Source organism: Streptomyces sp. NPDC031210 (assembly GCF_055570395.1).
Map to the genome: position 1 here is coordinate 319,634 of NZ_JBVIHH010000001.1, position 11,879 is coordinate 331,512.

22 protein-coding genes are annotated in these 11,879 nt (G+C 70.6%); 1 reads left to right on the forward strand and 21 read right to left on the reverse strand.

From position 1 onward, the window contains the following. Positions 1-91: 91 nt before the first annotated feature. From ACZ45Z_RS01535 to ACZ45Z_RS01635, 21 genes are all read right to left on the reverse strand, one after another. Positions 92-346, reverse strand: a complete 255-nt coding sequence (locus ACZ45Z_RS01535; protein ID WP_468354303.1) for a hypothetical protein — start codon at positions 344-346, stop codon at positions 92-94. Next, entirely contained in the window at positions 343-846 is a 504-nt protein-coding gene (locus tag ACZ45Z_RS01540; protein ID WP_468354305.1) for a hypothetical protein, read from the reverse strand. Before ACZ45Z_RS01540 ends, ACZ45Z_RS01535 begins: the two co-directional genes overlap by 4 nt. A gap of 21 nt (positions 847-867) precedes the next feature. Then, positions 868-1,119, reverse strand: a complete 252-nt coding sequence (locus tag ACZ45Z_RS01545) for a hypothetical protein (RefSeq protein WP_468354307.1) — start codon at positions 1,117-1,119, stop codon at positions 868-870. After that, complete coding sequence (locus ACZ45Z_RS01550) at positions 1,116-1,730, reverse strand: zinc finger domain-containing protein (protein WP_468354309.1); 615 nt, start codon at positions 1,728-1,730, stop codon at positions 1,116-1,118. Before ACZ45Z_RS01550 ends, ACZ45Z_RS01545 begins: the two co-directional genes overlap by 4 nt. Before the next feature lie 2 nt (positions 1,731-1,732). Further along, the gene (locus ACZ45Z_RS01555; protein ID WP_468354311.1) at positions 1,733-2,683 is read right to left on the reverse strand and encodes a hypothetical protein; all 951 of its coding nucleotides are present in this window, start codon (positions 2,681-2,683) and stop codon (positions 1,733-1,735) included. A 12-nt stretch (positions 2,684-2,695) separates the two neighbouring features. After that, the gene (locus tag ACZ45Z_RS01560) at positions 2,696-3,052 is read right to left on the reverse strand and encodes a hypothetical protein (protein ID WP_468354313.1); all 357 of its coding nucleotides are present in this window, start codon (positions 3,050-3,052) and stop codon (positions 2,696-2,698) included. Then, a complete protein-coding gene (locus ACZ45Z_RS01565; protein WP_468354315.1) occupies positions 3,049-3,453 on the reverse strand; it encodes a hypothetical protein in 405 nt (134 codons plus the stop codon). Before ACZ45Z_RS01565 ends, ACZ45Z_RS01560 begins: the two co-directional genes overlap by 4 nt. A gap of 38 nt (positions 3,454-3,491) precedes the next feature. Continuing rightward, on the reverse strand, positions 3,492-3,758 hold the full coding sequence (locus ACZ45Z_RS01570) for a hypothetical protein (RefSeq protein WP_468354317.1): 267 nt from the start codon (positions 3,756-3,758) through the stop codon (positions 3,492-3,494). Continuing rightward, positions 3,755-5,077, reverse strand: coding sequence for a DNA cytosine methyltransferase (locus ACZ45Z_RS01575; RefSeq protein ID WP_468354318.1), 1,323 nt, complete (start codon positions 5,075-5,077; stop codon positions 3,755-3,757). The genes ACZ45Z_RS01570 and ACZ45Z_RS01575 overlap by 4 nt, the downstream gene beginning before the upstream one ends. Then, positions 5,074-5,700, reverse strand: a complete 627-nt coding sequence (locus ACZ45Z_RS01580) for a hypothetical protein (protein WP_468354320.1) — start codon at positions 5,698-5,700, stop codon at positions 5,074-5,076. The genes ACZ45Z_RS01575 and ACZ45Z_RS01580 overlap by 4 nt, the downstream gene beginning before the upstream one ends. Continuing rightward, positions 5,700-5,951 carry a hypothetical protein gene (locus ACZ45Z_RS01585; RefSeq protein WP_468354322.1) on the reverse strand — a complete coding sequence of 84 codons (252 nt, stop codon included), beginning with the start codon at positions 5,949-5,951 and terminating at the stop codon, positions 5,700-5,702. Before ACZ45Z_RS01585 ends, ACZ45Z_RS01580 begins: the two co-directional genes overlap by 1 nt. Beyond that, the gene (locus ACZ45Z_RS01590; protein WP_468354324.1) at positions 5,951-6,406 is read right to left on the reverse strand and encodes a phiSA1p31-related protein; all 456 of its coding nucleotides are present in this window, start codon (positions 6,404-6,406) and stop codon (positions 5,951-5,953) included. The genes ACZ45Z_RS01585 and ACZ45Z_RS01590 overlap by 1 nt, the downstream gene beginning before the upstream one ends. Next, a complete protein-coding gene (locus ACZ45Z_RS01595) occupies positions 6,403-7,182 on the reverse strand; it encodes an exonuclease domain-containing protein (RefSeq protein WP_468354326.1) in 780 nt (259 codons plus the stop codon). The genes ACZ45Z_RS01590 and ACZ45Z_RS01595 overlap by 4 nt, the downstream gene beginning before the upstream one ends. 20 nt (positions 7,183-7,202) lie before the next feature. Beyond that, on the reverse strand, positions 7,203-8,255 hold the full coding sequence (locus tag ACZ45Z_RS01600; RefSeq protein WP_468354328.1) for a recombination directionality factor: 1,053 nt from the start codon (positions 8,253-8,255) through the stop codon (positions 7,203-7,205). Positions 8,256-8,277: 22 nt separating this feature from the next. After that, a complete protein-coding gene (locus ACZ45Z_RS01605) occupies positions 8,278-9,108 on the reverse strand; it encodes a hypothetical protein (protein WP_468354330.1) in 831 nt (276 codons plus the stop codon). Beyond that, the gene (locus tag ACZ45Z_RS01610) at positions 9,105-9,377 is read right to left on the reverse strand and encodes a hypothetical protein (protein ID WP_468354332.1); all 273 of its coding nucleotides are present in this window, start codon (positions 9,375-9,377) and stop codon (positions 9,105-9,107) included. The genes ACZ45Z_RS01605 and ACZ45Z_RS01610 overlap by 4 nt, the downstream gene beginning before the upstream one ends. Next, a complete protein-coding gene (locus tag ACZ45Z_RS01615) occupies positions 9,374-9,763 on the reverse strand; it encodes a hypothetical protein (RefSeq protein WP_468354334.1) in 390 nt (129 codons plus the stop codon). The genes ACZ45Z_RS01610 and ACZ45Z_RS01615 overlap by 4 nt, the downstream gene beginning before the upstream one ends. Then, complete coding sequence (locus ACZ45Z_RS01620; RefSeq protein ID WP_468354336.1) at positions 9,760-10,224, reverse strand: hypothetical protein; 465 nt, start codon at positions 10,222-10,224, stop codon at positions 9,760-9,762. The genes ACZ45Z_RS01615 and ACZ45Z_RS01620 overlap by 4 nt, the downstream gene beginning before the upstream one ends. Next, complete coding sequence (locus tag ACZ45Z_RS01625; RefSeq protein ID WP_468354338.1) at positions 10,221-10,574, reverse strand: hypothetical protein; 354 nt, start codon at positions 10,572-10,574, stop codon at positions 10,221-10,223. Before ACZ45Z_RS01625 ends, ACZ45Z_RS01620 begins: the two co-directional genes overlap by 4 nt. A 94-nt stretch (positions 10,575-10,668) precedes the next feature. Further along, positions 10,669-10,902 carry a hypothetical protein gene (locus ACZ45Z_RS01630; protein WP_468354340.1) on the reverse strand — a complete coding sequence of 78 codons (234 nt, stop codon included), beginning with the start codon at positions 10,900-10,902 and terminating at the stop codon, positions 10,669-10,671. After that, positions 10,899-11,147: a helix-turn-helix domain-containing protein gene (locus tag ACZ45Z_RS01635; protein WP_468354342.1), complete on the reverse strand. Its 249-nt coding sequence runs from the start codon at positions 11,145-11,147 to the stop codon at positions 10,899-10,901. Before ACZ45Z_RS01635 ends, ACZ45Z_RS01630 begins: the two co-directional genes overlap by 4 nt. Positions 11,148-11,381: 234 nt before the next feature. Between ACZ45Z_RS01635 and ACZ45Z_RS01640 the strand changes: the two genes are divergently transcribed. Next, positions 11,382-11,846 (forward strand): helix-turn-helix domain-containing protein, encoded by a 465-nt coding sequence (locus ACZ45Z_RS01640; RefSeq protein WP_468354344.1) that lies wholly within the window; start codon positions 11,382-11,384, stop codon positions 11,844-11,846. The last annotated feature ends 33 nt before the right edge of the window (positions 11,847-11,879 follow it).

Sequence of the window (11,879 nt, forward strand, 5' to 3'; positions counted from 1 at the left end):
AGCGGGGCGAGAGCGCACCGGCCGGTGCACGTGTGCATCTCGCCGCAGCCGGGCCCGCACCTCCTCTCGTCATGGGTCGTGGGTATGTCGGTCATTGGGTCCTCGCAGTGGTGCGGACGATCGGGGCGTAGGTGTCGATCGGCGGGAGATCTTCGAGCCGGCGGTGCGGGTCGAGCACGGGCGGCCGCCGGCTGGCGGGGCGGGCGTATCCGGCGAGCAGCATGCGCTCGGGCTCGGCGTCGCCCTGGTCGTCGAAGAGCTCGGCGAGCTCGTCATCGCTCATCCCGTCGAGGGCGTCGAGGGTGTCCTCGTCGAGCTCGTCGGGGTCGAAGTCGAAGGCGCTCACGAGGCGGCGCCCGGGTTGTGGGCGAGCCACGACAGCACGGCGTCGAGGACAACGTCGACGCGTTCCTCGTGACGCGACGCGATGCACCGGCACGCGCCGGGCCGTTGGCACTGCGGGCACCGGACCGGCTTGCCGAGGGCAATGTCGATCACGCGGCGCAGTGCTACCGGGGCGTCTCCGACCGGGATCACGCCTGCCGGGTCCTCGTCGGCGAACTGCACCTCGGTCGCGCCGCCGTGTCCGTGGATGAGGTCGACGGACATGCGGCCGCGGTCCCAAAACACGATCGAGGGGTGCTCGCCCCGCCACCGGACCGAAGCGGTCCCGTCGGGCCACTGCACGCCGTCGGCGACGCTTCCGGTCCCGCTCACTCCCGACACGTCGACGTGACGGCGGAGGACGAACAGCCGCGGCGGGTCGACCTGTTCATCGGCGCGGACGATGCGGGCCCCTACGAACTGCGGGCCTTCGGTGATCTGCGACAGGTTCTCGTCGGTCATCAGGTGATCCCTTTCTCGCGGCTACGCGGCCCGCACCGCGGGCGCAGACGCGTCGGTGTGACTCGTGGGGCCAGTCGGGTCCGGCGAGGCGCCCACGCGGGCGCACAGCGGCTCGGCGGTGATGTGCCACCCCTGAGCGATGAGCGCGAGGACTGCGCGCCGGGCCTGCGCTTCGGGTGTCGCGTCGGGGAACTCGGCGACGACGTCCTCGATCGCGCCGGCGATCACCGCGGCGCACGCCTCGGCGATCTGTCGCTGCTCGGGGCGGCTCATGCGCTCGCCCCTTGCTGCTGCGCGACGAAGTGATCGCGCTTCCGGTCGGGGTGCGTGTTGCCCATGTCGCGACCGCGCTTGAGCGTCTTGCACGCCCGGCCGGCGTCCGCCCCGCACGTCGGGCAGCGCACGCCGAGCTCGGGCGGCCCGGCCGGACGGTCGCGCTTCGGGAACATCGCTGCCTTCGCGGCGAGGTAGCCGGGGTTCGCCGGGGCCGGCTCGATCGCCCGGCCGACTCGGGCGAGTTCCGCCCGGACCCGGGCCGGCGGCTCGGCACCGGTGACGACCGCTGATCGGTCCGCGCGCAGCGCGAGCACGTACCCGTCGACGTCGTCCGGGTCGGCGTCCGGCGCCCGGCGTTCGGCGTGCCGCGCCATCCGGTCACGGGCGACCGCGCGCCAACGGGTCGCGATGTCCTTCGGCATGACCGGCCATGCGCTCTCGGCGTAGTGCCGGCCGACCGCCTCGCCGGCGAACTCGTACGGCACGTCGATCAGCGCCGCGGCCCAGAGACGAACCTGTGCGATCTGCTCGGTCTCGTCTGCCTTGACGACCCGGTCATCGACGAGGCTGATCTCGGCGAGCAGCCTGATCACTTCCTGCGTGTTCATCGTCAGACCTCCCCGGTCTGCTGCATGAGCCGCGCGAGCCCCTCGCGCTGCTGCTGTCCTCTGGTCTGCTGCTGGCCACGCCCCGGGGCACCGAACGCCACGACAACGCCGTTCGCCGACTCGGTGCGCTCGTTCTCGGCCCACTGCTGCCACCGGCCGCCCCACGCCGCGGCGAGGCGACCGTCGTCGATCTGCCGGCGAACGAACTTCCGCGTGACGTCGTCGATCTGCTGCTGCGTGAGCTGCCCGCGACCGGCGTCGGACCGGGCGAGCTGCGCGGCGGCGACGTCTTGTTCGCTCGGCTGCCATTCGGCGGAGATCAGAGAGAGAGCCGTCTCGTGCGTGCGCCCGCCACTACCCGCACCCTTCTCTCTCTCAGCAACCCCCCGTTTAGGGAGTGGAGTGGAGTGGAGTGGATCGCGTGCGCGCGAGGTCCCGGGGGCGTCCCCCGGGGACGGGTCGCCTTGACCTGCGTCTTCGTCGAAATCGAGGGGAGGAAAAGAACCCGAATCGTCGTCGTTTCCCTCGCGGTTCGCGTCCGGATCATCGTCGAAGAGCGAGGGTTTCCGGGGCGGACCGCCCGGACCGCCGCCGAGCTCGCCGCTGGCGCGCTGCTTCCGCTTCTTCTCCGCAGCCTTCGCCCGACGCTGCTCGACCTCGGTGCGCAGCGGATTCCCGTTGCGGGCGTAGTCGTGCATGAAGTAGTCGCCGGCCGGGGGTTGCGGGCAGCTCGGGCAGCCGTGCCCGGTCGCGTGCCACAGACCGACCGTCGTGAGCTTCTTGATCTGCGGCGCCGTGCCGTACATGCCGGCGACGAGCCCGGGAACGATGCCGTCGGTCAAGTGCTGCGCCACGTATGAGCCGCAACGCATCCACAGCCCGACCGCAGCGTTCCCCGCCTTGATCATCTTGGGGTGTGAGTGTGCCGAGTCGTCGACGTTGAACCATGGCATCGGTGGTTCTCCTCAGAGGGTGAGCTGCCCGGCGGGAACGGGCTGCGGCTTACGGGTTCTGCGGGCCGCGGTCGTCCGCGGGGGTGCCGCCGGGGCGGTGCACTGGTGGTCGATCACGTGCGGGTGTGGGCAGTCCGGGCGGTGCCTGCCGTCCCGCCACCGAAGGTCGAGCCCTCCGCCGACGGTGCGCACGCACCAGTCGAGGCGGTTCGGCTCGCGCAGTTCGGCGGCGTCGGCCGCGGTCATCTGCTCGGCGTCGGCGGTGACGTCCAGCGCGGCCCGCCGGCCGACGAGCTGCCGCAGCACGGGGCGGGCGCAGCGGTCGCAGCGCGTATGCCGCGCCCCGCTGGTGCCGGCTGCCCGTGTCACCCGTGAGACTCGATCCGGCCGCCGCGGCGCCGCCGTTCCTGGTGCGCCTCGAAGTCCGTCTCGGTTGGGTGCGCGGCGAGCGCCTCGGCGACGGTCGCCTCGACGTCGTGCACGCCGGGCCCGAGCTCGTCCAAGGTCTGATCCATCTTTCGGCGCCGCATCATGGCGCGCATGACGTTCGCGACGAGCTGCGCCTGCCGGTCGTCGAGGGCGACCTCGCACAGCGTCACGCGGACTTTGACGGTCGGGTCTTTCTCCTCGCCGTCCGCGTGCCCGGTGTACGACTTGCTCGTGAGCTGTACGACGGCGAACACGCTCATGTCGGGCCGCTCGAACAAACCGCGCTTCATCTCGCGAGTCAGGGCGGCGTCGATGAACGCCGAGCCGCTGTCGAGCTTCACCTCGGGGACCTTGTCAGGGTCGAGCCTCGGCATCGTGATCACTTCCTTCGCTTCGGGGGGTTCTTGCGGCGGCGGTCGCGCATGGCGGCCGCCGCCCGTACTTCTTCGAGCGGGCACTCGTCCCGCATGTGGCGCTCGGCCCGAACCGCCATCCGCTGCACCTCGGCGTGATCGACTGCGTCCTCGGCGAGCTCGCCGCACCGGCAGTTGAAGTCACCGGACGCAAGCGCCCGCTTGTGGTCGAGGCGGACCCGTAGCCCGAACCCGGGCCGCGGATCGCCGATGGTCGGGCCGACGCCGCTCACGCCGCCTGCCCCGTTGCTCGTTCGTCGCCCAGGAGCAGCGGCACCTCGGGAAGAACACGAGAGAGCAGCAGCCGCAGCGCGGACTCGGCTTGCAAGGGGACGACGCCGTTGCCGAGCGCCTTGAGCCGGGCGTTTCGTAGCGCTGCCTCGCTCATACCGGGCGCTGCGGGCACCGAGCAGACGTGCCCGGCGGCGAGTCCTTGCATCCACTCCGAGAACTCAGCGGCTAGACGTCCTCGATCGTCAGTTGGCCGGGGGTGAGGGCGCCCGAGAATCGCTTCCCAACGCCGGATCGCGGGCGCGTACTCGCCCCATGCAATGTCGGGGTGTCTCGGTCGTAGCGCTCGCTCCCCCTGGCCCCGTCCGACGCCGTCGGCAGCAACCTCGCTGCCGCGCTCGGCAGCGTCAGGTCGCCCGAGCTGCCCCGCTGATTCGGTCCGCCCTTCTCCCCGTCCGACGCTCTCGGCGTAGGGAGCAGCCGAGTTGCGTCCGTCAAGGTCATCCCGTGCCCGCTGCCGTACGCCGAACCGTCCGGTCGGAAGTTCGCCGTATGCCGAGAGTCGCTCGCCGCCGGTGTCGGCAGCAGAGCGACCGCCGTCCGCAAGTCCGGCCCGCCCGTCCCGTGTCTCCCCTCGCCGTTCGTATCCGAGGTGCGCGGGGTCGGCAGCAGCCGCAGCGCGTTCGGCAACTGCCCCGAGTACCCGTCGCCCTTCCAGTCCCTGGCCGCTGGCGTCGGCAGGCCAGGCGAGGACGAACTCGCGGAAACGCTCGTGGGGAGCGCCGACCTCCGAAGCGCGTACGCCCGCCCACTCCGCATCGAACCCGACGGAGGCCAGGTCTCCGAGTACGGCACCGAGTGCCCGCAGAAGAGGCTTACTTCCTGCGTACTCCACACAGCAGGGGCAGGGGTCCACACCGCTACGTGCTTTCGTCGAGAGGATGCCGCGCACATTCTCGATCACCACCAATCGGGGCCGAAGGATGGCGATCGCGCGCAGCATGTGATGCCACAGGCCCGAGCGCGTGCCGATCATGAGTCCGAGTCGTAGCCCGGCGAATGAGAGGTCGGTGCACGGGAAGCCACCGGCGGCGACGTCGATCGGCCCGAGCTCATCGAGCACGCGCTGCCAGTCGACGACGCTGATATCGCCGAGGTTCGGCACGCCGGGCCAGTGGTGCGCGAGGATGCGCGCGGCGTACTGGAACTTGTCTTCCGGGTCGTACTGGCAGTGCCACGCGACCTCGCCGCCGAGCACAGCCTGCACGCCTAGGTCGAGCCCGCCGTACCCGCTGAACAGCGATCCAATTCGCAGCGTCACAGGGACACCCCCATCACGTACCGCTGCTTGTAGGCATCCGGCCACTTCGCCTTGCCGAGCCGGTCGCGCTGCGCCTGCGGCAGCGTGAACAGCGGCATTCCGCACCAGTCGTGACCGGCCGCGCGCAGCCACCACGCGTCGCACATGTCGCCGCCGCGGCCCTTCGCGTCGAGGTCGCCCGGGAACTCGGCGCCCGCCGCGAGGTACGCAGCCGCCGCCATGCGCACTTTGTCGGCGCTCCCGTGATCGCACGCGTACTTCTTGAGCGTCGCCGGCACGACGAGCGCGTACGGCACGTCGGCGTCGAGCAACTCGGTCTTGACGACGCCGTGCACGTGTCCGGTGATCCCGGCCGACATCGCGTGCGTGGGCAGATCCTCGACGACGGCCAGGTGCGGCCGGTGCTCGGCGAGCACGGCCCGGACGCGGTCACGGATGACGCACAGCCGGCGGTCGCCGTCCTTCGACTTCGTCTTGATCCGGAACGTCGAGCCGTCCGGCAGCGCGACGCCCGTGCGTTGAAGGGACAGATCGAGCCCGAGCACGCGCAGCGCGGTCGGTTCGAGGGGCGCCTCGTCGAGCGGCATGAGGGCGCCGGGGGAGAGCAGACCGGGGACGCTCATCACTGCTCACCCGCCGCCGTCGTGCGGCACGTCCAGCACGTGTGAGAGCCGTCCTCGTGCATGGCGCTGTACCGCTCGCGCTTGCAGGCGCCGCAGAACGCCATCTCGCACGGCTCGCAGCCGGCGGGCATCTCCTCGACGACGGCCGGCTTCTCGACGGTCACGCGCGACGGAGCAAGGCGCACCGCCCACGCGATCCCCGTCGACGCGAGCACGAGCGCCGCGAGGAAGTACGGGTAGCAGTCGCTCATCACGACACACCCCCGACCGGCGCGATCGGCCCGTACACCTCGCGTACGACGTCCAGCGGCTCACGCTCGGCGGCGCCGTCCGCCCGAATCATCGGAGTGCCGACACGGTCGAGAACGCCCGTCCAACGCCACACACCGCCCGCAGCGTCGCCCCACCCGAGCGAGAGATCCCACGCGTGACCCCGCCCGTCCGTCCACACCTTCCGGTCGCCGTCGAGCCGGCTGCCCCGCCCGGTCACCGGCTCGGCCGGCCGGTCGTGCCGCGGCTCGGACTCGCCGGGCGTGCACGGGTACGGCGGATGCGCCGCGACGAGCTGCTCAGCGATGCTGCGCAGCACGGCGGCGGCGAGAGCGTCGCACATGCCCGGGTTGGTCACCTCGACCTCGCCCGCCTTGCTCATGGTGAGCACGAGGGCGTGCTCGTCGAGATCGAGCATTCGAATCTTCGGGATCATGCTGCTACCCCCACCCACGGACGGAACGGCCACGACCCGTCGACCACTGCGGCCGGGTCGGTCTTGCGGAAGTGCCTTTCGAGCCCGGCCGCTTGCTCACGAGCGAGCCGGATTTGCAGGTGATGCAGCCCTTCGAGGTCAAGCCCCTTGAGCTCGTGAAACCGCGGCCGCCGCTCACTCCGAATCGGCTCGGGCCAATCACCGCGGCGCATGTGCGCGAGCGACCCGATCCGGTACGCGACCCGCGCGGCGATCAGCGCGTCGTACTCGCAGCCGTGCGCGTCGTCCTCGACCCACGGCAGTGCGTAGACCTGCGCGAGGGTGACGAGCTGCCGCGCGCCCTGCGTCTCCGACGGGCGCTTGCGGTACGGCAGCACATGCGTGTCGAGCACCCGCGTGTCGATCACCGGCCACAGCACGTCGTCGGCGAACCGGTCGAGCAGCGTCGGCAGTTCGTGCCGCCGGCACTCGCGGTCGAGCAGCGTGAGGTCGTACGCGACGTTGTGCCCGACGATCGGCACGCCCGTACCGAGGAAGTTCGCGAGGCACTGCGTGACCTGGTCGACGACGCCCGCGGCCGGCGAGCCCTTCGCCCTCGCGTGCTCGGTGGTGATCCCGTGCACCGCGGCCGCCTCGTCCGGGATCGGAATCCCGGGGTCGGCCATCCACGACGACGGCTCGGTGCCGCCGGCGCCGCCGAGCCCGATCGCCGCGGCGGTCACGATCCGGTCGGCCTCGACGTCGACGCCCGTCGTCTCAAGATCGAAGGCGCACATGCGCCCCAGGTGCCAAGGGGTCACCGCGCACCCCCGCCCGGCTGCGCGACCTCGGGCCAACCGGCAGCCGGGAAGGCGGTCGGCGGCTCTTCGTCGTCGACGATCTCGCCCTCGACTGCGCAGTCTTCGTCGAGCTCGTCCTCGTCCTGGTCGCCGACTTCGCCCGTGTCCGGGTCGATGCCCTTCGCGATATCCGCAGCGATCTGCATGAGCTGCTGCGATAGCTCGTCGGCCCCCTTCGGGTCGACGGCGCCCGCGCGGTTCGCCCGGTGCCACACCTCGCGCACCTCGTCGGCGGTCCGACACTTCCGGGCCTCGTCGAGGTAGTCGGGCACGGCGGCGGACGCTGCCTCGATCGCCGGGCGTCCGACGAGCGACCCGGGGTCGAGGGCGGCCGCCGTCGACAGCGGGCCCGACAGCGCGTGCCGCAGCTTCGGCAGGCTCGGCACGACCATGACGACCGGGAAGTTCTTCGTCTTCCCGCTGCGCACCGCCGTGCGCTGCTCGATCCACATGCGGACCGGCATCATCGACTTGCCCTCGGTGGCTTGCAGCACGGTGTCGACACCGCCCGCCATGGCATCGGCCGCGTAGAACGACTTGCTTTCGAGGCGCCACACGCCGAGGTCGGGCAGCTCGGGCAACATGACGTTGATACGGCTCGTCGGCCGGCAGACCTCGCGGGGCGACCGCTCGTGCCACTCGGGCCCGTACTGCGCGAGGCACAAGCACGGGCGTCGGGTTAGCTGCTCGGTCTCGCCGTCGCAGCGCCGGGCGCACCCGCCGCCCGACCACATCTCGTAGGACTGCGACAGCGGGTCGCCGGCGGGCAGGATCGCCCGGATCTCCTTCGCCCGGGTGATGACCCGGAACTGCTGAATGCTCGTGTTCTGCGGTGTCCACTCTTCGACCGCGCCGCCCCACAGCTCGGCGGCCGCGGCGACGTAGTCGCGGGAGTGCGAAGAGAACACGAAGGTCTCGGACTTGACCGGGATCGGCCGCTTCTTCGGGTCGGAGTTCGGCCGGCTGTAGCCGGTCCGGATACGCCCGAGCTCGGCCGCCTGTCGCTTCATGGTGAGGATTCGGGAGCCCATATCAGGCTGCCTTTCGATCAGTTGACCCCGGCGCCCACGGCGGCAGGATCGAGGGGAACTCGGCGGGGGAGTCATGCAGGTGGCGGGCGCTGCGCAGCGCGCCGAGGAACGCGCGGAACACCGCCCGGTCGCTCGGCAGCTCGATCAACCGGTGAGAGCGCGGCCGAAGGTTGAGCACGGCCGTACGGCGCGGCCGCGGGGCAGGCATCTCCGTGTCGTCCGGCAGCAGCGCAGTCTCGGCGTGCCGGTACGCGGCGAGTTGGTAGGGCTGCTCGGCGTAGACCGTCGTCGCCGGCTTCTTCTGCGCCGTCTTGTAGTCGATGAGCCAGAGCTGCCGGCGCCCGTACTGCCCGGTCGGCAGCCACACCCACAGATCACCCGTGCCCGCGTAGCCGTACCGGCGGTGAAGCACGGTCGTCTCGACCGCCGCGACGTCCCTCTCGAAGTCGATCCGCCACAGCCGGAAGAACTTCGCGAGCTGAATCGCGTAGGGCTCGACCTCGGGATCGGCCGGGTACGGGGTGCCGATCACGATCGCGTGCGCACGGTGATGCACGCGGGTACCCAGGTTCGACGCCCGCTCGCGGTTCGCGTTGGGCAGCCCAACGAGCTCGCGGCGCAGCTTGGTCGGCTCGGTCCGGGCGCGGCGGGCGATCTCGATCGGGTTCGCGATCACCGCGTCGGCGACGAGCCCGGCGCCCCACGGGACGAGCGCCGGCTTGTGCACGGCGGTACCGAGCACGTTCGTAACGCTGATCAGGTCCGGGCCCCCGGCGGGGTCGCGGTAGTAGCGACCCCGCTCGGTGGCGACGGCGTTCTTCGGATCGGTCACCGGGCGCCGCCCTCACGGTCGGCGTTGAGCAGCGCGACGAGGTAATCGACGAGCGGCGGCTCGACCTCGATGATCGGCTCGGGGCAGCACCCGAAGGCGCTCGGGTCTTCCGAGTCGAGGTGCTCCTGACCGGTGCACACGGGGCCGATCGCGTTCGGCCGCTCGTTGCTGCGCCCGAGGTACGTCGCTCGCCACTCGGGCCGGTCGCTGCCGGTCATGGCGTGAAGGAACCCGGCCGCCTCGCTGCGGGCATCGTCGAGCGCGCTCATGCGTCTTCACCGCCCCGACCGTCGGCGAGCGGCTCGATCCCGTGCTCGACGCGGAACTCGTAGATCGCCTTGTCGCAGCACACGGGCTCGCCCTCGACGCTGCGCTCGTCCATCTGCGAGCGCGGGTCGGCGGCGTCGGCCGCGGTGAGCACCTCCCACGCGAGCCCGCAGTGCGAGCACTCGTGCCGGGTGTCGAAGCGGACGAGGGCGGCGGCGACGTTGTCGACGTGCCGCCGGATGCCGGCGGCGATCTCCTCGCAGAGCTCGCCGTACGCGGCCGCCGGGTCGCTGCTCATGCGGTCGTCGGGGATCGTGAACGCCCCGGCGTAACCGAGCGCTTGCGGCACGACCTCGATCCGGTAGTTCTCGCGAATCGTCTTCTTCACGCCGCCGCACCACCCTCGCGGCGCTGCCGGGGCAGCTCGACGACCGTGCTCGGACCGCCGCAGTACGCGGTGATGTACTCGGCCACCCGCAGCGCGGACGGGCCGACGAGGCGCATCCGAGCGCCGCCCATTTCGTCGACGAACCGCTCGACGAGGCTGTCTCGCTCGTGCTCGGCGTAGCCGGCGCCGTCGAGGTGCCGCTCGTTCGCCGCGGCGTCGCCGAGCTCGGCGATCCGGGCGAGCTCGTCGCCGACGCCCTCGGGGTCGTCCGCGTAGTTCTCGGCGAGCTGCCGCACGAGGCACTCGACGAGGTCGGACACGTCCAGCTCGGCGCCGAGCGGCGTCCGGCGGACGTAGATGCGGAAGGCGTCGGGAACGATCGCCTGCCACCGGTACTGCATCTTCGCGGCGAGGTAGCGCAGCCGGTCACGTGCGGTCAGGAAGTTCGGGTTCCGGCTCACGAGTTCACCGCCCGGCGAACCTCGGTGAGGACGTCCTCGCCTTCAACGACCGCGACGTGCACGCAGATCGGGACGGTCGAGCCATCGGCGCGGGTCGGGGTCTTGGTGCGCAGCGTCCACAGCGCGACGTCGTCCGACCCGGCGCTGCGGTGAATCTCGCCGCCGAGCTCGTACATCCACTGACCGAGTTCGCGCGTGTCCGTCACGGTGATGTGCACGGCGTCGGGGCGCGGGGTCATGGTTGGGGCGGGAAGAGAGAGGTAGTCGACGACGGCGCCGACAGCGAGCTCGTTGAGTGCCCTCCGATCGGAGTCGGAGAGTTGGGGGCGTTCGATAGGCTGAGCGCTCAAGGCTCTCGCCTCACTTTCTGACCGTTGCTGTGGTGTGAGCCGAGGGGTCGTCACCGCTGCTGGCGTTGCGGGGCGACCCCGTCGTGTTGCTGGCCTATGCGGCGCGCGGCAGCTCGGCGGCGTCGGCCGCCTGGCTCTCGCGGCGCCGGATGATCTCGGCCTCGATCGCCTCGACCGAGCCGAGCGGATGACCGGGGTAGTACGCCGCTTCGGCCGCTTCGCGGGGCGTCCGCGAAGCCCGTTCGGCGACGGCGTCGAGCAGAGCGGCGGCAGCGGCCTTAATCGCGCGGTCACGAGTCGCGTTCGGCGCGATCACTTCGGCAGTCATGCCGCAGCCTTCGATTTCGCCGACTCGGCCCCCGTGTTGCCGAGCTTGAAGAGGTCAGCGAACTCGACGCCGTACGCCGAGCAGAGCGCGGCGACGGCCCTCGGGCCGGCCGGGGCGCCGTTGCGCAGCCGGTGAATCGTGGCGACGCCGAGGCTCGCGGCGATCGCCTGCTGCTCGTAGGTCCGGTGCCCGTTGGCGTGGGCGAGGTCGAGGTACTCATCGACGCGTAGAAGGATGATGGACACAGCGTGTTCCTTCCATAGGCGGAAGTTCCATCTACGGAAGAAAGGTAACACGCTCCTTCCTTCGACGGAAGGAAGGAGCGGAATGCGCATATGACGTTGCGTCGCCCGTACGTAAGTTCGAAAATGGGTGCGACGTGCATCAAAAGGGAACGGATGCCCCGTCGCAGACTTGGCATGTGCTTCCATCGGTGGAATGTCGACATAGAGTCGTTCCATCGGCGGTAGCCTGCGGACATGCGGAGACGAGACGAGCAAGACCCACGCGAGCCCGATTGGCTCGTATGGCTAAAGGGCATCCTGACCGAACGCGGTTTTGACGTGAAGTCGCCACGAGGGGGCGGTAAGGCAAGGCTCGCCAAAGAGACCGGACTCGCCGGCTCCACGGTAACGAGGATCATGTCAGGGCAAGCGCCCGACTTCGACAATCAGGTGATCCTCGCCCGGTATCTCGGTGTGCCTCTAAGTGAGTTCCTCATCCGAACAGGCAAGGCGAGGGAATCCGATTTCCCGCATCCTACGAACGAATCTGGTCACGTTGAGGTATCGTCCGAAAGGCGATTGACGCCCGAAGAGCTGGGGGCTTTGGCGGGCGTACCCGAGGTGGATATGGATTGGTTTACGACCATGGTGAGGTCCCTCCGAAGGCGGGGCCCGACAAATGGTGACAGCGCCGCGGGGGGTGCTGCCGCGGAGGGGTGAATCATGCGGGTGCGGGCACGACGAGCAAGGATC

Bases quoted from the DNA above. Each gene is read 5' to 3' on its own strand.
- ACZ45Z_RS01540 (WP_468354305.1), bottom strand. From the start codon at position 846: ATGACCGACGAGAACCTGTCGCAGATCACCGAAGGCCCGCAGTTCGTA.
- ACZ45Z_RS01550 (WP_468354309.1), bottom strand. From the start codon at position 1,730: ATGAACACGCAGGAAGTGATCAGGCTGCTCGCCGAGATCAGCCTCGTC.
- ACZ45Z_RS01600 (WP_468354328.1), bottom strand. From the start codon at position 8,255: ATGAAGCGACAGGCGGCCGAGCTCGGGCGTATCCGGACCGGCTACAGC.
- ACZ45Z_RS01630 (WP_468354340.1), bottom strand. From the start codon at position 10,902: ATGACTGCCGAAGTGATCGCGCCGAACGCGACTCGTGACCGCGCGATT.
- ACZ45Z_RS01545 (WP_468354307.1), bottom strand. From the start codon at position 1,119: ATGAGCCGCCCCGAGCAGCGACAGATCGCCGAGGCGTGCGCCGCGGTG.
- ACZ45Z_RS01585 (WP_468354322.1), bottom strand. From the start codon at position 5,951: ATGAGCGACTGCTACCCGTACTTCCTCGCGGCGCTCGTGCTCGCGTCG.
- ACZ45Z_RS01555 (WP_468354311.1), bottom strand. From the start codon at position 2,683: ATGCCATGGTTCAACGTCGACGACTCGGCACACTCACACCCCAAGATG.
- ACZ45Z_RS01580 (WP_468354320.1), bottom strand. From the start codon at position 5,700: ATGAGCGTCCCCGGTCTGCTCTCCCCCGGCGCCCTCATGCCGCTCGAC.
- ACZ45Z_RS01640 (WP_468354344.1), top strand. From the start codon at position 11,382: ATGCGGAGACGAGACGAGCAAGACCCACGCGAGCCCGATTGGCTCGTA.
- ACZ45Z_RS01590 (WP_468354324.1), bottom strand. From the start codon at position 6,406: ATGATCCCGAAGATTCGAATGCTCGATCTCGACGAGCACGCCCTCGTG.
- ACZ45Z_RS01595 (WP_468354326.1), bottom strand. From the start codon at position 7,182: ATGTGCGCCTTCGATCTTGAGACGACGGGCGTCGACGTCGAGGCCGAC.
- ACZ45Z_RS01610 (WP_468354332.1), bottom strand. From the start codon at position 9,377: ATGAGCGCGCTCGACGATGCCCGCAGCGAGGCGGCCGGGTTCCTTCAC.